Origin of the sequence: Kitasatospora sp. NPDC059673 (assembly GCF_042734215.1) — a bacterium.
GTDB lineage: Bacteria > Actinomycetota > Actinomycetes > Streptomycetales > Streptomycetaceae > Kitasatospora.
Genome location: NZ_JBHWEN010000006.1, coordinates 209,378 through 227,087, shown reverse-complemented (window position 1 = coordinate 227,087; position 17,710 = coordinate 209,378). Strand labels below are relative to the sequence as shown.

Annotated in this window: 14 protein-coding genes; 6 read left to right on the top strand and 8 right to left on the bottom strand. The window is 75.4% G+C overall.

The features are described from left to right. Positions 1-5: 5 nt before the first annotated feature. Together ACFV18_RS10340 and ACFV18_RS10335 are read right to left on the bottom strand one after the other, a co-directional pair. Positions 6-1,529: a hypothetical protein gene (locus ACFV18_RS10340; protein WP_380481421.1), complete on the bottom strand. Its 1,524-nt coding sequence runs from the start codon at positions 1,527-1,529 to the stop codon at positions 6-8. A gap of 221 nt (positions 1,530-1,750) precedes the next feature. Beyond that, positions 1,751-2,422, bottom strand: a complete 672-nt coding sequence (locus ACFV18_RS10335) for a class I SAM-dependent methyltransferase (RefSeq protein WP_380481420.1) — start codon at positions 2,420-2,422, stop codon at positions 1,751-1,753. A gap of 228 nt (positions 2,423-2,650) precedes the next feature. Here ACFV18_RS10335 and ACFV18_RS10330 point away from each other — a divergent pair, with 228 nt between their 5' ends. After that, on the top strand, positions 2,651-3,727 hold the full coding sequence (locus ACFV18_RS10330; protein WP_380481419.1) for an alcohol dehydrogenase catalytic domain-containing protein: 1,077 nt from the start codon (positions 2,651-2,653) through the stop codon (positions 3,725-3,727). A gap of 136 nt (positions 3,728-3,863) precedes the next feature. On the opposite strand, the gene ACFV18_RS10325 is transcribed toward ACFV18_RS10330, so the two are convergent. From ACFV18_RS10325 to lanL, 4 genes are all read right to left on the bottom strand, one after another. Further along, entirely contained in the window at positions 3,864-4,016 is a 153-nt protein-coding gene (locus ACFV18_RS10325; protein WP_380481417.1) for a hypothetical protein, read from the bottom strand. 840 nt (positions 4,017-4,856) lie between these two features. Continuing rightward, positions 4,857-5,000, bottom strand: coding sequence for a VenA family class IV lanthipeptide (locus ACFV18_RS10320; RefSeq protein WP_380481415.1), 144 nt, complete (start codon positions 4,998-5,000; stop codon positions 4,857-4,859). A 169-nt stretch (positions 5,001-5,169) separates the two neighbouring features. Continuing rightward, a complete protein-coding gene (locus ACFV18_RS10315; RefSeq protein WP_380481413.1) occupies positions 5,170-7,029 on the bottom strand; it encodes an alpha/beta hydrolase family protein in 1,860 nt (619 codons plus the stop codon). A 103-nt stretch (positions 7,030-7,132) separates the two neighbouring features. Next, positions 7,133-9,985 carry a class IV lanthionine synthetase LanL gene (lanL, locus tag ACFV18_RS10310; protein ID WP_380481548.1) on the bottom strand — a complete coding sequence of 951 codons (2,853 nt, stop codon included), beginning with the start codon at positions 9,983-9,985 and terminating at the stop codon, positions 7,133-7,135. A gap of 426 nt (positions 9,986-10,411) precedes the next feature. On the opposite strand from lanL, the gene ACFV18_RS10305 reads away from it, so the two are divergent. The 3 genes from ACFV18_RS10305 to ACFV18_RS10295 are packed head-to-tail and all read left to right on the top strand — an operon-like array spanning position 10,412 to position 13,183. After that, entirely contained in the window at positions 10,412-11,248 is an 837-nt protein-coding gene (locus ACFV18_RS10305; RefSeq protein ID WP_380481411.1) for a Nif3-like dinuclear metal center hexameric protein, read from the top strand. Positions 11,249-11,282: 34 nt separating this feature from the next. After that, on the top strand, positions 11,283-12,026 hold the full coding sequence (locus ACFV18_RS10300) for a zinc ribbon domain-containing protein (protein ID WP_380481409.1): 744 nt from the start codon (positions 11,283-11,285) through the stop codon (positions 12,024-12,026). A 5-nt stretch (positions 12,027-12,031) separates the two neighbouring features. Next, complete coding sequence (locus ACFV18_RS10295; protein WP_380481407.1) at positions 12,032-13,183, top strand: bifunctional RNase H/acid phosphatase; 1,152 nt, start codon at positions 12,032-12,034, stop codon at positions 13,181-13,183. Between the two features lie 27 nt (positions 13,184-13,210). Here ACFV18_RS10295 and yaaA read toward each other — a convergent pair whose 3' ends face one another. Continuing rightward, positions 13,211-14,008 (bottom strand): peroxide stress protein YaaA, encoded by a 798-nt coding sequence (gene yaaA / locus ACFV18_RS10290; protein ID WP_380481405.1) that lies wholly within the window; start codon positions 14,006-14,008, stop codon positions 13,211-13,213. A gap of 126 nt (positions 14,009-14,134) precedes the next feature. Further along, on the bottom strand, positions 14,135-14,554 hold the full coding sequence (locus ACFV18_RS10285; protein WP_380481404.1) for a DUF3995 domain-containing protein: 420 nt from the start codon (positions 14,552-14,554) through the stop codon (positions 14,135-14,137). A 187-nt stretch (positions 14,555-14,741) separates the two neighbouring features. Between ACFV18_RS10285 and ACFV18_RS10280 the strand changes: the two genes are divergently transcribed. Together ACFV18_RS10280 and ACFV18_RS10275 are read left to right on the top strand one after the other, a co-directional pair. Next, the gene (locus ACFV18_RS10280) at positions 14,742-16,241 is read left to right on the top strand and encodes an RNB domain-containing ribonuclease (RefSeq protein ID WP_380481402.1); all 1,500 of its coding nucleotides are present in this window, start codon (positions 14,742-14,744) and stop codon (positions 16,239-16,241) included. Further along, positions 16,238-17,704, top strand: a complete 1,467-nt coding sequence (locus ACFV18_RS10275) for an MFS transporter (RefSeq protein ID WP_380481400.1) — start codon at positions 16,238-16,240, stop codon at positions 17,702-17,704. Before ACFV18_RS10280 ends, ACFV18_RS10275 begins: the two co-directional genes overlap by 4 nt. Positions 17,705-17,710 lie beyond the last annotated feature (6 nt).

Genomic DNA, 17,710 nt, shown 5'->3' with positions numbered 1-17,710 from the left:
GTTCCTCAGATCCTGTCCCAGGTACGCGCCGTCAGACCGTAGGTGTCGGCGATCGGCTTCCACTTCGCCACGAAATCCTTCTTGGACTGGGTGGCCTGCGGGTTGAGGTCGTTGGCGCGGCTCAGATCGGCCGTGCTGGGCACGGTGTTGTTGGCGCACCCCTGGCTGGAGACGGTGCGCGCCCACGCCGCGTACGCCCGGTCGATGTCCCCGGACGCCTGCCAGGCGTCCTTCAGCTTCGCCGCCGCCTCGGCTCCGCCCGGCAGGTTGTCGGTGTGCAACTGGGCGAGCTCGGCGAGCAGTTGGTCACGCTGCTGGGCACCCGTGTCGAACACCTTCGCGGCGTTGTCGATCTCCGCCTTCGGCGGGCAGCTGCGCACCTTCGCCACCGCGTTGCCGATCGGTGCCTTCGCGTTCTCGCCCTTCGTCAGCAGCGCGTCCAGCGCCTTCGCCTCCGCCGCCGCGTCCGGACCGGCCGAGGCGGAGGCCGAGGCCGACGGGGACGGGCCGGCGCTGCTCGACGCGGAGGCCGACGGCGAGGCACCGCCGCCCGTGCCGCCCTGCGACGGATCCGCGGCCGGGGCGGAGTTGCCGCCCTTCGACTGGGACGAGGTGCCGCTGTCGCTGTTCTTCACCGCCCACACCACACCGACGCCGATCACCAGCACCAGCGCCACTGCCGCGCCGATCAGCACCGGGGTGCGCCGACTCCGCGGGTCGTCCTCGTAGTCGAACTCGGGCTCCTGACCGCCGTACCCGCCCGGGCCGTTCGCGAACTGCTGCTGCCCGCCGAAGCCCGGCTGACCGCCGAAGGTCTGCTGCCCACCGAACGAGGGCTGCGGGGTGCCGAACTGCTGCTGCCCGCCGAACGAGGGCTGCGGGCCCGGCGGGGGCTGGTCGAACTGCTGCTGCCCGAACTGCTGCTGGCCGCCGAAGGTCTGGCCCTGCGGCGGCTGGGACGGGAACTGCTGGCCGCCGAAGCTCTGTTGCCCACCGAAGCCGGGCTGTTCACCGAAGCCGGGCTGGCCGCCGAAGGTCTGCTGCCCGCCGAAGGTCTGGCCCTGCGGGCCGGGCTGCGGGGGCTGCGGGGTGCCGAACTGCTGCTGGGGGAACGGTGGTTGGTCGAACTGCTGCTGCCCGCCGAAGGTCTGCTGCCCGTCCTGCGGAGCCTGCGGGGCGGCGGGCGGCTGCTGGGCGGCGGGCGGCTGCTGGGCCACCGGGGGCTGCTGCGCGCTCGGCGGCGCAGGGGCGGCCGGCTGCTGGGTGCCGGGCGGCGGCGTCGCCGGGCCGGGGACCGCGGCGGTGCGCGGCGCGTCGGGCTGCGGCGGCTGGGGGACGACCGGAGCGACCGGGGTGACCGGGGCGGCGGGCGTGACGGGGCCGTCCGTGAACTTCGGAAGCGGGATCGCCGTGGTGGGCGGACCCGCGGCCGCCGGGTCCGCCGCCATCGGCCGACGGACCCAGCCGCCCGCGCCGTTGTTCGCGGTCGGGTCCCACACCGCTCGCGCGGCCCTGCCCTGCTCCGTCATGCCGTGTCCTCGCCCCCGCATACTGGCCCGCCGATGGCTTCCCGCCGCAGCGACCCGTGCCCCGCACCGGCCGTCCGTCGTCCGCCGCCCCGACACCGTACCGGCCGTCGGCGGGGCGGGTCACGGCGGTCCCACAACGCGTCGTGGTGAGGACGACGCCGCGGAGGCCGTGATCGTTCCCGGTCACGGCCGGAAAGTTGCCGACGGCAGTGGCGACCCGGTCAGGACGCGGCGGGGGCGGCGGTGCGGCGCAGCACCCGCAGCGAGCCCGTCACCGACACCTCCTCGAAGCCCTCGTCCAGCGCCCGCAGGTACACCCGGTACGGGGCCTGGCCGCCGTCCGCCGGGTCGGGGAACACGTCGTGCACCACCAGCAGGCCGTCCTCGGCCAGGTGCGGGACCCAGCCCAGGTAGTCGCCGGTGGCGTGCTCGTCGGTGTGCCCGCCGTCGATGAACACCAGCGACAGCCGGCCCTGCCACACCGCCGCGATCTGCGGGGAGCGGCCGACCAGCGCCACCACGTGCGGTTCGAGGCCCGCCGCGTGCAGGGTGCGGCGGAAGCGCGGCAGGGTGTCCATCAGGCCGACCTCCGGGTCGACCAGCGTCGGGTCGTGGTACTCCCAGCCGGGCTGCTGCTCCTCGGACCCGCGGTGGTGGTCGACGGTGAGGGCGACCGTGCCGGTGCGGCGGGCGGCGTCGGCCAGCAGGATCGCCGAGCGTCCGCAGTAGGTGCCGATCTCCAGCACCGGCAGCCCGGTTCGCCCGGCGGCGTCCAGCGCGGCGGCGTACAGCGCCAGGCCCTCGTCCTCGGGCATGAAGCCGGTGGCGGCCCGGAACGCGGCGAGCACCTGCGGCTCGGGCGTGGCCGGGGCGGCGGGGTCGAGGTCGGTCATCGGGCGCTCCTGCCGGGCTGGTGGGGGACTGACCAGGACCCTACTGGATGGTAGGAACGTCCGTTCGCGGGCCGGCCGGTGGCCGTGGGTGGGCTGCCGGGCGGTGAGCTCGATGCGCTATACAGAGGGCGGCCCGCAGTGGAACGTGTTCCACCCCCTTGCCCGCCCTTCGCCGCCGACGGGTCGTCGCCCGCCGCGCGGTGACCCTCACCATCGGGAGCAGCCCCCGTGCGCGCAGCGATCCTGCACAGGACCGGACAGGACACCCTGGACGTCCGCGACGACGTCGAAGCGGTCGGCTTCGGACCCGGAAAGGTCCGGGTCCGGCTGCACGCCGCCAGCCTCTGCCACTCCGACCTGTCCGCGATGTCCGGCGTCCTGCCGCAGCCCGCGCCGTTCGTGCCGGGCCACGAGGGCGCCGGCGAGGTGGTCGAGGTCGGCGAGGGCGTGACCGGACTCGCGGCCGGCGACCGGGTGGTGCTGTGCTGGATGCCGCCCTGCGGCAGCTGCCCCGCCTGCCGAGGCGGCCGGAGCCACCTGTGCGTGGCCTCGCTCCGCCGGCTCTCCACCCCGACGTTCCGGATCGGCGGCGACACCGACGCGTACGGCTTCTACAGCACCGGCAGCTTCGCCGAGGAACTGGTGGTCACGGCGGACGCCCTGCTGCCGGTGCCCGCCGACCTGCCGTACGATTTGGCCGCGCTGATCGGCTGCGGCGTCACCACCGGACTCGGCGCCGCCATCAACACCGCCGAGGTGGAGCCCGGTTCGGCCGTCGCCGTGATCGGCGCGGGCGGCGTCGGCATCGCCGCCGTCCAGGGCGCCCGGATCTGCGGCGCGGCCCGGATCACCGTGGTCGACCCGGTGGCCTCCCGCCGCGAGCGGGCACTCGCTTTCGGCGCCACCGAGGCGATCGCCCCCGAGGACCTCAAGTCCGCCGCCCGCGGCGTCCCCGGCGGAGGCTTCGACCACGTCTTCGAGGCGGTCGGCCGCTCCGAGACCGTTCGGGCCGGATACGACGCCGCCCGGCGCGGCGGCGCGGTGGTGGTGATCGGCGCCGGCGCGGCGGACGACCGGGTCTCCTTCAGCCTGGGCGAACTGTTCTTCAACGAGAAGCGCCTGCTGCCGTCCATGTACGGCGGCGGCGACGTCCGCCGCACCGCGGACCGGGCGATCGACCTGTGGCGGGCCGGCCGGCTCGACCTGGCCGGAATGATCACCCACCGCCTGCCGCTCACCGAGGTCAACGAGGCGATCCGGCAGATGCACAGCGGCGAGGCCCTGCGGACCGTGCTCACGGTCTGACGGTCTGACGGTCTGACGGTTCGCGTCGGGGGAGAACGGCCGACGCCCCCGGCTCGTCAGGACGGTGACGGGCCGGGGGCGTCGGCGGTGCGATGTGGTCGTGCGGCGGGCCGTCGGGCCCGCGGCGGCCAGAACGTCAGCGGCGGTGGCGGCCGTGCGGGTCCGCGTCGGCGCTGTCGTCGCTGGCGGTGGTGCCCCGGTGCCGGCCGTGAGTTACGCCGTCGGCGGTCTCGTCGGCGCCGGGCGCGCGGTGGTCGTGCTCGGTGGTGTCGTCGATGGACTCGGACATCTGGTCAGTTTTCTCCGTGCGAATGAGCGGTCTCTGCGGAAAGGTGCACCGGTGCGCCGCAGCGCTCCGGTGTGCCCGGGACCCGGACAGCAGGAAACAGGCCGTCCTCGTGGTCGGCCCGCGCGGGGGCCACGATAACGGCCGAATCGAACCGGAGCCTACCCAAATCCCTGCGCGTCGCGCCCCGTGATCCGCACCACCGCCGACCGCCACGACCCGCCCTCCGGGCCCCCGCGCCGCTTCCGCACCCGGTCGGATCCCATCTTCGGTGCCGCGTCTGTCAGTTCGGCATCGCGGTGCGTCTTGTCCTGTCCGGGCACCCGCCCGCCCTGCACTGCCGAGCGCGCGCCCCCCCCGGACGCGAGGTCGCGGGCTGCCACGCATGCACAGCACCGTGACCGGGGCGGTGCCGAGGTTCTCCGATGCGGATGCGATGCGGATGCGATGTGGCCCGGGGTGCCCGCCGTGGCCGGGCGGTCGAGTGCGTCGCGCCCCGCCGACGCCAATGGCCGTGACGCGTACGGTAGTTCGCGCAACAGCTTCGCCGGACCGGCCGCCCCGGACCAGTGTCGGCGCGGCCGCACCGAGCACCAGCGGGGCTGCCGGTCCGGCGATCGCCCGGCCCCCGGACGTCCCGCCACCGCGGTGGCCGGGACCACACCTGCCGACCCGGGCGGGGCCGGTGCCGTCGCCGCCTCCAGCGGTACCGACACCGTCGGCGCGACCGGCCGCCGGCCTCGCGCGAGTCAACTCCGGGCAGGTGCAGGGGAACCGGACGGGTGGGGCCGTGCCCGCCCCCGCGAAGGAGGGCGGACACGACCCCGGCCGGGCGTCCCGACGTCAGCTGATGGTGAAGACCAGGCAGGTCAGCAGCAGGCAGGTGAACTGGCACCCGGCGCCGTGGCCGCTCAGCTCGACCGACTCCAGCTCCGGCAGCTCCTGCAGGGCCGCGAGGTCGGTCTCGAACGCGGTGATGTTCTCCATGGTGTTTCCTCCCCTATGGGTTCCCTCGGGCACGGGCGTGTCCGAGGACTGCAAACGGAAAGCGGTTTCCCGTTGCAGGTTCCGGCCCCGCCGATTGCGCTCCGGGCCGCAGCCGGGCAGGCCGGCGGGCTCCCGCGCGCGGCGGGAAGTCTTCTGAAGAAGGCAAAGGTCAGGCGGGTCTGCCGGTGCGCAGGAACCCCGCGAGCAGCTCGTGCAGCACGGCCGCACCCTCCTCGGCGAGCAGCTCGTGCCCCGCGCCCGCCGCCTCGACGTAGCGGAAGTCGGCGCCCTCGGTCCGGCCGAGGCGCAGCAACTCGTGCCGCAGCAGCCGGGACTGACCGACCGGCACCACCTCGTCGCGGTCCCCGTGCACCAGCAGCAGTGGGGTGCGCAGCCGATGTGCGAGGTGCAGGACGTCGCGCGGGCCCCGGGCGTCGTCGATCGGCCGGTCGCCGCCGAGCCGGGTGGTGAGCGCCCGTACGGGGGCCGAGGACTCCGCGAGCAGGCGGGCGCCGGACAGGAACGGCGCCACCACCGCGCACCGCGACACCGTCCCCGCAGGGGCGTGCGCCGCTGCCAGCAGCGCCAGGAACGCGCCGTAGCTGACGCCGAACAGGGCCGGCGGTTCCAGGCCCAGCGCGGCCCGCTGCCCGGCCACGCCCGCCAGCAGCGCCAGGACGTCGTCCAGGTCGGGGCCGCCCCACGCGCCACGGATCGCCATGGCGAACTCCGCGCCGTAGCCCACCGAACCGCGCTGGTTCGGGGCGAGGACGGTCAGGCCCTGTGCGGCCATCCGCTGGAGCGCCGGGTCGAACTCCAGCCGCCAGGCGTCCGCCGGGCCGCCGTGCAGCGCCAGCACCAGGTGCGGGGCGGACAGCCACTGCTCGCCGCCGTACACCACCGCCTCGACCGGCCCGGCCGGACCCGCCAGCTCCAGGCACCGCGCCGACTGCCACCGGCCGCCGTCGCCGCGCGCGGCCGAACCGTCCAGCCGCCAGCCGGAGAGCGGCGAAGGGCCGGTCAGCAGCGCGTCCACGTCCAGGGTGGCGAGCGCGGTCGGGCGGTCCGGCGCCGAGTACGGCATCCGCAGGCCCGCCGGGGACCAGTGCCCGATCGCGCCGAGCCGCCCGGGCGGCACCGCCAAGCCGTCGAGCCGCCCGCTGCCCGGCTGCCACAGCACCAGCGAGGACGCCGCGCCGTGATCGACCTGGAGCACCACCCGGGGCTCCGTGCCCGGCCCGTCCGGGGCGAGCGCGATCGGCCGCAGCAGGCGGCCCGGCCGGTGCAGGCAGTCGGGGAAGCGCACCGGCTCGGCGCCACCGATCAGCGCCCAGCCCAGCCGGTCCACGCCCGGCGCGTCGCTGCGCAGCATCCCGAAACCCGTCGCCGGGTCGAACAGCACCAGCCGGTCGTTGCTGCTCCCGCCCAGCTCCAACAGGGGTGTGACGGTGCCGAGTTCGAGATCCAGCACGACGGTCTTGACCATTCCGTCGGCCACCCGGTCCAGTGCCAGCAGCCGCCCGGCCGCGTCCAGCCACACCCCGCCGCCGTGCAGCCCGGGCAGCTCGGCCACCTCGCGCGGCGCCGAACCGTCCGCCGCCAGCAGCCACACCGTGGTCGCCGGGCGGAGGTCGGTGCCGAGCAGCACCGCGACCGGTGCGTGTGCCGCCCCGGCCGGACCAGGCATCGCCAGCATCCGCAGACCCGGCAACCGCATTGCGGCAAGCGGGAGTTCGGGCCCCTCGGCGGACAGCACCACCAGTGCGTGCCGGTCGCCGTCGTGCCGACACACCAGCACCCGCCCGTCCGGCAGCGCGACCAGCTGCGAGCGCAGGCTCTCCGCCCGCCCGTCCGGCGGCGCCAGTGCCACCGGCACCGCTTCGCCGTGCTCCGGCAGTCGCCAACTCTCCACGTACCAGCCGTCGTCGGCCCCGGACGCCAGGCAGGCCGCGTGCGAGCCGTCCCCTGCGAAGGTGAAACTCAGCCGCCGCAACGCCTGCGGCGCGGTGCGCACAGTCGCCGTGCTCATGGGGGTCCTCCTGCCGGACGGTGGGGCAACGGGCGTTCCACGGGCGGGAGTCGGCGGCCCGGGCAGCGCCGGCGCGGGGTGAGCCGCTGCGCGGTGCACCTCTTCATCGCCGCCCTCCCGTCGCGGTCTCGCTCAACTCCGGTTCCGACAGGCCAGGTTGAGGTGTTTCCGAACCGCCCGCGCGGTACGGCTCCGGGTCGGACCACAGACGCGGCCCCGGGTGGCGCAGGCGGAGCAGGAAGGCGAGCGGGCCGGCGGTGCCGGTGCCGTACGCGGGGGTGCAGCCGGTGCCGGTCTCGTCGGGGAGGACGAGCAGGCCGTCGCGGAGGGCGGCGCGGTCGGCGATCAGGCGGGCAAGCTCGTGGGCGCCGCGCCGGAAGCGTTCCTCGCCGGTGCTCCGGGCCAGGTCGAGCAGGTATTCGCCGTTGCCGGCCAGGCCGTGGCAGGCGGAGACCCCGCTGTGCCAGCGGCCGTCCAGGACGGCCCGGCCGGCGGCCTGCGCCAGGTGGCGGGCCCGGTCGTCGCCGGTGGTCCGCCAGAACCGGATCAGGAAGCTGCCGACGCCGGAGGAGCCGCTGCACCAGTGCGCCAGCCGGACGTGCGCCGGGTCGCCGTGGCTCTGCGGCCACCACGCGGCCTCGCCGTCCCACCGCGCGGTCGCGGCCAGGGTCTGCACGGCCAGCTCCGCCCCGGACATCAACTCCCGTGCAGAATCCGAGAGTTCTGGCTCGGCGGCGATCCGGTTCGCGCAGGCCAGCAGGAAGGCCCCCACCCCGGCCACCCCGTGGGCGTGCCCGAGGTGCACCGCCCCGGCGAGCGCCGAGTCGAAGTCGGCGGGCACCGGCCAGACCGTCCCGTACGGTTCGGTGCGGGCGGCGGCCAGCAGGGTGCGGGCGCAGTGCGCGGCGCGGTCGAGGAACTGGCGGGCCCCGGTGGCGCGGTGGGCGCGCAGCAGGAGGAAGCCGGCCCCGGCGGCGCCGTGGCAGACGTCCGGGTTGGGCCAGGCCGACGGGATCCTCATCGCCATTGCGGCGGCCCGTTCGGCGAGGCCGGGATGGTCGAGGGCGTCGGCGGCGTCGAACAGGGCCCAGGCGGCGCCGGAGCGGCCGAAGTGCAGGCCGGGCAGCACCACCGGCTCGGCGGCGCAGCGCCGTTCGATCCACTGGGCGGCCGTCGCGACGGTGGCCAGGGCCTGGGCGCGGACGGGTTCGGGCAGCGGGGCGCGGCTCGCCCGGGCCAGGACGGCGAGGACGCCGGCGGCGCCGTGCTGCACGTTGCACGGGTCGGTGAGCTGCCCGCCGGGGACGGTCGGCCACAGCCGGTCGGGCCGCTCCGGGGTGGCGGTGGCCGCCAGGTGCCGCAGTCCGTCGTGCAGCAGCCGGTCCAGCGGGGGCGGGGTGGCCGGGGCGGCGCCGCGCGGGTGCCCCGTGGGTGCGGTGAGTTCCTTCCGGGCCCGGGCCAGGCTCCACCGCCGGTCGGCCTCCTCGGCGCGCAGCCCGAGCACCAGCGGTGCGAGCCTGCGTGCGGTGAGGCCCTCGCGGGCGGCCGGTGCCAGCCGGCGGCCGAGGCGTTCGGCGACGGGGCGGGCGAGTGGCCGGTCCTCGGGCTGCAGCGGGTCGTGGCCGGTGGCGAGCAGGAAGTAGAGGCCGCCGAGCGCGTACAGGTCGGCACCAGGGGTGGCCCGGACGGTGCGGTGCGGGCCGGAGTGCTCGGGGGCGCGGTACCCGGGGGTTCCGGCGGTGCCCGCCGGCGTCCCGGCGGGGACGGCCAGTTCGAGGTCCACCAGGCAGAGGGTGCCGTCCGGGCGGACCAGCACGTTGCCGGGGGAGAGGTCGCGCAGCACCAGTCCGTGGCCGTGGACGCGCTCCACCAGGTCGAGCAGCGCCAGCGTCAGCGGACCGGCCTCGGCCCACGGGACGTCGGGGGTGCCGTCGCGCCGCAGCCGGGCGGCCACCCAGCTGCCGAGCGCCTGGCCGGGGATGCGCTCCTGCACCAGGAACAGTGAGTCCTGCTGCTCGACCAGGGCGTGCACCCGAGGTGTCAACCCGGTGTCGGCCAGTCGGCCGAGCAGCTCGGCCTCGTGCCGCAGCGCGGTGCGGGCGTCGGTGCCGGCCCGGTCCACCTCGATGTGGGCGCGGGCCTGCTTGACCACCACCTCGGCGCCGGTGGCGGGCTCGGTGCCCAGGAACACGCCGCCCTTGGCGCTGTGCCGCAGCGCGGCGGTGAGCGCCCAGCGGCCGTCCAGCAGCACGCCGGCCCGCTGCCGTTGCCCGTCCGGGGCGGACCCGGCCCGGGTGGTCGATCCCGCCCCCTCGACGGGGTCGGCCACCCACGGCGGGCAGCGGTAGGACGCGGTGCGGACGTCCTCGACCAGCCGGCCGGCCGGGTCGCGCAGCATCGCGCGGTACGCGCCGTCGTGGCCCAGCAGCGCGCGGCCGGTGAAGCCGCCGTAGCGGTAGTGCACCAGGCTGCCGGGGCGGTACGGGCGGTCGGAGAGAATCGCCGGTCCGGGCAGGTGGGCGGTGGCCCGGTGGAGCTCCTCGGCGAGCCGGCGGAATTGTTCCTCGCCGTCCGGATAGACGGTGATGAATTTCCCCGCCGAAGCCCGGTCGCTGTTGCGGGAATTGATTTCGTGCAGGCGTTCCCGGTCGGCGGCGAACTTGAAGGTGCACGGGTCTCCGGCGAGCACCCCGGCGACCGCGGCCAGCACCTCGGCCCCGACCGGCGAGGCGGCGGCGACGTGCAGCTTCCACCCCTGCTCGGGCAGTTCGCGGCCGGGCGGCCGGACCGTGCACCAGAAGCCCTCGACCGCGACCGTCCAGTCGCCGTCTCCTCCCCGGGCCCGGCTGCCGGTCACGGCCGCCCGCGCCACCTCCACCAACGTGCCGTCCACGCCCGGCTCGTCGTCGGCCGGTACCGGCCCCCCTGTCCTGCGCAGCGGTGTGCCCGCCCCCATCTGCTTCACACCCCTTCACGGTGGACTCGACCGGTCACGGCCTGCGGAAGTCACGAGAGGCTCGCCCGCGCCGGTCGAATTCCACCGGGAATTTCGGCCGGTCGCCCTTTCGACCCCCCGGTCGAGGCAACTCTCGTTCGCAGGACTGAAGTTACTTTCGGGGCGGGGGTGACTCAACACCGGGCGAGTCACTTCACTCTTAAGGGTGATCAGTTTTGGTTTTCGAATATGTTCGGCCCGGCGAGTGTGGGCAGGGCGTTCCACGCGCCCACCGCCCGGACGGCGCCGCCAACCACCGGAAGTGCCCGCCCGCGGCCCGGCCCGCCGCCCGCCACCGGGTTGACGCGCAGGTGTGCGGGCCGTCCACAGCGCGGGTGGTGGACGGGCCCGGCCGGGCGGGGCCGTGGCACGCGGTAGTCTCGACAGGTGCCGAAACTGTCCGACGTCATCGCCGTGCTCGAAGAGATCTACCCCCCGCAGTGGGCGGAGTCCTGGGACGCGGTGGGCCTGGTCTGCGGCGATCCCGAGGCCGAGGTGGGCCGGGTGCTGTTCGCCGTCGACCCCGTGCAGGCCGTGGTGGACGAGGCCGTCGAGTGGGGCGCCGACCTGCTGATCACCCACCACCCGCTCTACCTGCGCGGCACCACCACGGTCGCCGCGACCGGCTTCAAGGGCCGGGTGGTGCACACCCTGATCAAGCACGACATCGCGCTGCACGTCGCGCACACCAACGCCGACCACGCCGACCCGGGTGTCTCCGACGCTCTCGCCGAGGCAGTCGGACTGAAGGTCACCGGTCCGCTGGTGGCCGACCCGACCGACCCGACGGGACGCCGCGGCAGCGGCCGGATCGGTGAACTCCCGCAGCCGATGACGCTGAGCGCGTTCGCCGCCCAGGTCGCCGTCGGACTGCCCGCCACCGCGGCGGGCGTCCGGGCCGCCGGCGACCCGGAGCAGTCGGTGCGCCGGGTCGCGGTCTGCGGTGGCTCCGGCGACTCCTTCCTCGCCGAGGCCCGCAAGGCCGGTGTGGACGCCTACCTCACCGCCGACCTGCGTCACCACCCCGCGTCCGAGGCCACCGAGGCGGCGCCCGTCGCCCTGGTCGACGCCGCGCACTGGGCCACCGAGTGGCCCTGGCTCACCCTCGCCGCCCGCGAGCTCACCAGCCGCGCCAACGACCGGGGCTGGCCGCTGGAGACCCGTATCTCCACCCGGGTCACCGACCCGTGGACGGCGCACGCGCCGATGCCGTACACCCCCTGACACCCCGCCGAACCACACACAGGAGCCATCCCGCGTGAACGCCGCGCCCGCCGACCAGATCCGCCTGCTCGACCTGCAGGCCATCGACTCCCGTCTCGACCAGCTGGCCCACCGGCGCCGCACCCTGCCCGAGCACGCCGAGATCGACAAGGCCACCGCCGACCACACCGCCCTCAAGGACCTGGTGGTCGCCGCCCAGGCCCAGCTCGGCGACACCACCCGCGAGCAGGCCAAGGCCGAGGCGGACGTCGAGCAGGTCCGTGCCCGCGCCGCCCGCAACCAGCAGCGGATGGACTCCGGCGCGGTCACCTCGCCGAAGGACCTGGAGAACCTCCAGCACGAGAACGCCTCGCTGGCCAAGCGCCAGGGCGCCCTGGAGGACGTGGTGCTGGAGGTGATGGAGCGCCTGGAGTCCGCGCAGACCCGGGTCACCGAGCTCACCGCCCGCCTGGAGCACTCCGCCGTCGTGGTCGCCGAGGCCGAGGGCCGCCGCGACGCCAAGTTCGCCGAGATCGACGCCGAGGCCGAGAAGGTCCGCCGCGACCGCGAGGCCGTCGCGGCCGTCATCCCCGCCGACCTGATGAAGACCTACCTGCGCCTGCGCGAGCAGCAGGGCGGCGTCGGCGCGGCCCGCCTGTACCAGCGCCGCTGCGAGGGCTGCCGCACCGAGTTCTCCATCACCGAGTTCAACGCGATCAAGGCCGAGCCGGCCGACAAGGTGCTGCGCTGCGAGAACTGCGGCCGGATCCTGGTCCGCACCGGCGAGTCGGGCGTCTGACCCCGGTGGCCGGAGCCCGGTTCATCGTCCAGGCCGACGGCGGCTCCCGGGGCAACCCGGGGCCGGCCGGCTACGGCGCGGTGGTCCTCGACGCCCGCACCGGCGAGATCCTCGCCGAGGCCGCCGAGTACATCGGGCGGGCCACCAACAACGTCGCCGAGTACAAGGGCCTGATCGCCGGGCTGAAGGCCGCCCGCGAACTCGACCCGGACGCCCCGGTCCTGGTCGAGATGGACTCCAAGCTGGTCGTCGAGCAGATGTCCGGCCGCTGGAAGATCAAGCACCCCGACATGCAGCCGCTCGCCGCCGAGGCCCGCGGCATCGCCGGGCGCGGCAAGGTCGAGTACCAGTGGATCCCACGGGAGAAGAACAAGGAGGCCGACCGGCTCGCCAACGAGGCGATGGACGCCGGCCGGCAGGGCCGCCAGTGGGAGCCCAGGGCCGCCCGGGCCGCCGCTCCCGCCCCCGCCATGGACGAGCCGCTGCCCGCCGCGCCCGCACCCCGGGTCGGCTGGGCCGGGCCCGCCGACCTCGGCACCCCCACCACGCTGGTGCTGTTGCGGCACGGCGAGACCCCGCTCACCCCGCTCCGGCAGTTCTCCGGCAGCACCGGCAGCGACCCCGGCCTGTCCGAGAAGGGCGTCTGGCAGGCCGAACGCACCGCCGAGGCGCTCGCCGCCCGCGGCACCGTGCAGGCCGTGGTCTCCTCGCCGATGCTGCGCACCCGGCAGACCGCCGAGGCCGTCGCCCGCCGCCTCGGCCTGGACGTGCGGATCGAAGAGGGCCTGCGGGAACTCGACTTCGGCGCCTGGGAGGGCCTCACCTTCGCCGAGGTGATGGAACGCCACCCCGAGGACCTGACCGCCTTCTTCGGCTCCGCCAAGGCCAAGCCCACCGGCAGCGCCGAATCGCTCACCACGCTCGCCCACCGGGCCGGGCAGGCCCGCGACAGGATCCTCGCCCGCTACCCCGGCAGGACCGTCCTGGTGGTCTCGCACGTCAGCCCGATCAAGACCCTGGTCCGGCTCGCCCTCGGCGCCCCGCCGGACGCCGTCCACCGGATGGAACTCTCCGTGGCCTCGCTGTGCGCCGTCCAGTACTACAGCGACGGCAACGCGTCGCTGCGGCTGCTCAACGACACCTCGCACCTGCGCTGAGACGGCCTCGGTCGTGGTGGCGGACGGTCAGTGCACCTCCGTCACCACGACGTCCAGCTGCCACGGCTTGCGGGCCGTGCCGCGCGCCGCGACCTCCACCCGGTAGCCCAGCTGCGCCAGCGCGTCCACCAACTCGCCCGGCGAGGACGGCTCCAGACCCGCGGCCAGCAGATCGCGCACCAGACGGCCCTTGGTCGCCTTGTTGAAGTGGCTGACCACGGAACGCTTCAGCACCCCGTCCACCTCGCGCTCCTGCAACACCCGCACCGTCACCGTCCGGCCCACCACCTCACCGGCCGGCTTCCACGCCGCCGCGTACGCCGAACTGCGCAGATCCAGCACCAGCCCGTCCGCGACCTCCGGGAGCACGCCGTCCATCACCGTCCGCCAGTACGGGCCGAGCGCGCCCAGCGGCGGCAGCTTCACGCCCATCGCACAGCGGTACGACGGGATCCGGTCACTCATCCGCACCGCGCCCCACAGCCCCGAGAACACCAGCAGCGAACGTTCCGCCAGGGCGTACGCGGCCTCGTCCAGCTTCGCCAGACCCAGGTTGTCGAACAGCACCCCGGTGTACACCTCCCCGGCCGGCCGCGCCCCCGCCGTCAGCAGCCCCGCGTTCTTGGCCACCTCCCAGCGCAGCCCCTTGCTCAGCCCGAGCACCTCGGCCGCCCGCTCCTCGTCCCCCGCGCACAACTCCACCAGCGCCGCCAGCACCTTCTCCCGCGCCCCGGCCAGCCCCGCCAATGAAAGCCCCGCCACCTCCACCGGCACCCCCACCTCCGGCGCGGCCTTCCCCTCCGACGGCGGCAGCAGAACCAGCACGGCAACACCTCTCAACGACCCACGACAGACCCGCCCAACCCTAACGACAGGCCCACGTGCACCTCGAATCCCTCCGCCGACGTTTTCGCCGGTCGGCGGCTCGGTGCGGTTGCTGCCCGGTCCGCGTTACCGCCCGCGGGCGGCGACCACCGCCGCGCCCGTGCCGAGGGCCAGGCAGAGCGGGGCGTAGACGCGGCGGTCCAGGCGGACGAAGGCGGGGGTGTGGCGGGCGAAGGCGAGGGGGCCGGCCAGGCCGCGGGTCAGCAGGACGCCGGCGACGGCTGCGGTTCCGGCGGTGCGGAGGCGGCGCGGGCCGGCCGGGGGGAGTGCTCCGCCACGGGCGGCGACCAGGTAGGCGGCGGCGCCGAGCAGTCCGGCCACGCCCAGGCAGGCCTGCGCGGACGGGAGTTGGTCCGGGGCCACGCCGACCACCAGGTCGGCGAACTGCTCGCGGTCGCGGCACGGCCAGGGCGAACGGGACCACACCGCGTGCAGCCCGCCCAAGGCGGCCAGCGTGCCCGCGACGGCCGCCGCCGTGACCCGCACGCCGCGCCCGTCCCCGGTCGCGTCCGCCTCGCTCCCGCAGCACCGGCACTGCGCTGCTTCCGTCTGCCGGATGTCCGTCCGATCTGTCACAGCCCCGCCCCTTCCCGCGACCAATCCCCGTGCACCACCACCGGTTTCACGGCCGGTCCGGTGCACCAACCACGCTACTGCGCCTTACGCTGCGACCATGCCGCGCCGACATCTCAGCGTCCGGGCCGCCCAGACCGCCAGGATCAACACCGAACTCGCCGACCTCAGAAGCCACCTGGAGATCCGCACCGACTGGCCGCCGGAGGTGCTCGCGGAGGCCGACCGGGCAGCCGCACTGCCTCGCCTGCCCGAGTTCGACGCCACCGACCTCGACCTGTTCACCCTCGACCCGCCGGGCTCCCGCGACCTCGACCAGGCCATGCACCTGGCCCGCCGCAACGGCGGCTACCGGGTGCACTACGCGATCGCCGACGTCGCCGCCTACGTCTCGCCGGGCGGCGCGATCGACACCGAGGCCGGCCGCCGCGTCCAGACGCTGTACTTCCCGGACGGCAACGTGCCGCTGCACCCGGCCCGGCTCTCCGAGGGCGCGGCCAGCCTGCTGCCGGGCGAGTTGCGGCCCGCCCTGCTGTGGCAGCTCGACCTGGACGCCGACGGCGCGCTGCTGCTGGCCGACGTGCGCCGGGCCAGGGTGCGCTCGCGCCGACGGCTGGACTACGCCACCGTCCAGGGCCGGATCGACGCGGGCACCGCCGACGAGCAGCTCGCCCTGCTCGCCGAGATCGGCCGGCTCCGCGAGGCGCAGGAGCAGGCCCGCGGCGGGGTCAGCCTGCCGATCCCCGAGCAGGAGGTGGAGGCCGTGAACGGGGGCTACCGGCTCGGCTACCGCGCGCCCCGGCCCGCCGACGGCTGGAACGCCCAACTCTCGCTGCTCACCGGCATGGCCGCCGCCGAGCTGATGCTGGACGCCGGGATCGGGCTGCTGCGCACCCTGCCCGCCGCCTCGGAGTCGGCCTACGCGCGGCTGCGCCGGGTCGCCGCCGCGCTGGAGGTGCCCTGGCCGGACGGGCTGTCCTACCCGCAGCTGATCCGCTCCCTCGATCCGGCCCGCACCGCCGACGCCGCGTTCCTGAACGAGTGCACCGGCCTGCTGCGCGGCGCGGGCTACCACGCGTTCGACACCGCCCGTGGCACCGTCCCGCCCGCCGACCCCGGTCATGCCGCGCTGGCCGCGCCCTACACCCACTGCACCGCGCCGCTGCGCCGGCTCGCCGACCGGTACGCGCTGGAGGTGTGCCTCGCGGTGGCGGGCGGCACCGACGTCCCGGCCTGGGTGCGGGACGCCCTGCCGCTGGTGCCCGCGCTGATGGGCGGCGGCGACCGCCGGGCGCACGAGGTGGAGCGCGCCTGCGTGGCCCTGGTCGAGGCGGAGCTGATGCGCGGCCGGGTGGGCGAGGAGTTCCGGGCGGTGGTGGTCGAGGTGGACGAGCGCCGGCCCACCGTCGGCACGGTGCAGCTGCGCCGTCCCGCCGTGGTCGCCAAGTGCGACGCGGCCGACCGGCTGCCGCTGGGCCGCCGGGTGACTGTCCGGCTCACCGTGGCCGACCCGGCGACCCGCACCGTCCGGTTCGCGTTGGTGCCCGACGCGCAAAGGCCTGCGGGGGCCTCAGGAGCCGGTGCGATGATCGGAGGGTGAGTCGATCGATCGCTGTGCCCGACCGCCGCCACCGGCTGATCGTCCTGGCCATCTGCTGTCTGAGCCTGTTCATCGTCGGCCTGGACAACACCGTGGTGAACATCGCGCTGCCCGCGATCCAGCGCGACCTGGGCGCGCCCGCGTCCGGGCTCCAGTGGGTGATCGACGCCTACACGCTGGTGCTGGCCTCGCTGCTGATGCTGTCCGGGTCGGTCGCGGACCGGATCGGCCGCAAGCGGGTGTTCCGGACCGGGCTGCTGCTGTTCGTGCTCGGCTCGCTGCTGTGCAGCCTGGCCCCGGGCCTGGGCTGGCTGATCGCCTTCCGGGCGGTGCAGGCGGTGGGCGGGTCGATGCTCAACCCGGTGGCGATGTCGATCATCACCAACACCTTCACCGACCGGAAGGAGCGAGCGCGGGCGATCGGCGTGTGGGGCGGCGTGGTCGGCGTCAGCATGGCGCTCGGGCCGCTGATCGGCGGGTTCCTGGTGGACAGCGCCGGCTGGCCGTCGATCTTCCTGATCAACATTCCGGTCGGGCTGGCGGCCTGGCTGCTGACGCAACGCTACGTCCCGGAGTCCCGCGCGCCGCGCCCCCGGCGGCTGGACCCGGTCGGCCAGCTGCTGATGGTGCTGCTGCTGGGCTGCGGCACCGCCGCGATCATCGAGGGGCCGGGCCACGGCTGGACCTCGCCGGGCATCCTGGCGCTGGCCGCGGTCGCGCTCGCCGCGCTGCTGGTGTTCCCGTTCTGGGAGCGGCGGGTGCCGGAGCCGCTGATCGACCCGCGGTTCTTCCGCAGCGCCCCGTTCACCGGGGCCACCGTCACCGCGGTGTGCGCGTTCGCCGCGCTCGCCGGGTTCCTGTTCCTGAACACCCTGTACCTGCAGAACGTACGGCACTACAGCCCGGTGGTGGCCGGTCTGTGGACGCTGCCGATGGCCGGGCTGACCCTGCTGACCGCCCCGCTGTCCGGCCGGATCGTCGGCAGCCGGGGCCCACGCCTGCCGCTGCTGGTGGCCGGTGCGGCGATCGCCGCCAGCGGGGTGCTGCTGACGCGGCTGACGGCCGACTCCTCGGCCCTCCTGCTGCTGCCGGCGTACGCGCTGTTCGGGCTGGGCTTCGGCATGGTGAACGCGCCGATCACCAACTCGGCGGTCTCCGGCATGCCGCTGGCCCAGGCCGGGGTGGCGGCCGCGGTGGCCTCCACCAGCCGCCAGGTCGGCCAGTCGCTGGGCGTCGCGGTGATCGGCTCGGTGGTGGCCGGCGCGGTCGCCTCGGCCGGCGGCTTCACGCCCGCCACGCACGCCGGCTGGTGGATCGTGGCCGGCCTGGGCCTGACGGTGTTCGTCCTCGGCCTGGTCACCACCACCCCCTGGGCGGCCGCCACGGCGGCCCGGGTGGCGGCCCGCTTCGACCACCAGGTACCGGGCGGCGTACGGGGAGCGTCCGCGGAGCGGCTACCATGACCATTA

Bases quoted from the DNA above. Each gene is read 5' to 3' on its own strand.
- ACFV18_RS10340 (WP_380481421.1), bottom strand. From the start codon at position 1,529: ATGACGGAGCAGGGCAGGGCCGCGCGAGCGGTGTGGGACCCGACCGCG.
- ACFV18_RS10320 (WP_380481415.1), bottom strand. From the start codon at position 5,000: ATGGAGAACATCACCGCGTTCGAGACCGACCTCGCGGCCCTGCAGGAG.
- lanL (WP_380481548.1), bottom strand. From the start codon at position 9,985: ATGGGGGCGGGCACACCGCTGCGCAGGACAGGGGGGCCGGTACCGGCC.
- ACFV18_RS10335 (WP_380481420.1), bottom strand. From the start codon at position 2,422: ATGACCGACCTCGACCCCGCCGCCCCGGCCACGCCCGAGCCGCAGGTG.
- ACFV18_RS10325 (WP_380481417.1), bottom strand. From the start codon at position 4,016: ATGTCCGAGTCCATCGACGACACCACCGAGCACGACCACCGCGCGCCC.
- ACFV18_RS10280 (WP_380481402.1), top strand. From the start codon at position 14,742: ATGCCGCGCCGACATCTCAGCGTCCGGGCCGCCCAGACCGCCAGGATC.
- ACFV18_RS10315 (WP_380481413.1), bottom strand. From the start codon at position 7,029: ATGAGCACGGCGACTGTGCGCACCGCGCCGCAGGCGTTGCGGCGGCTG.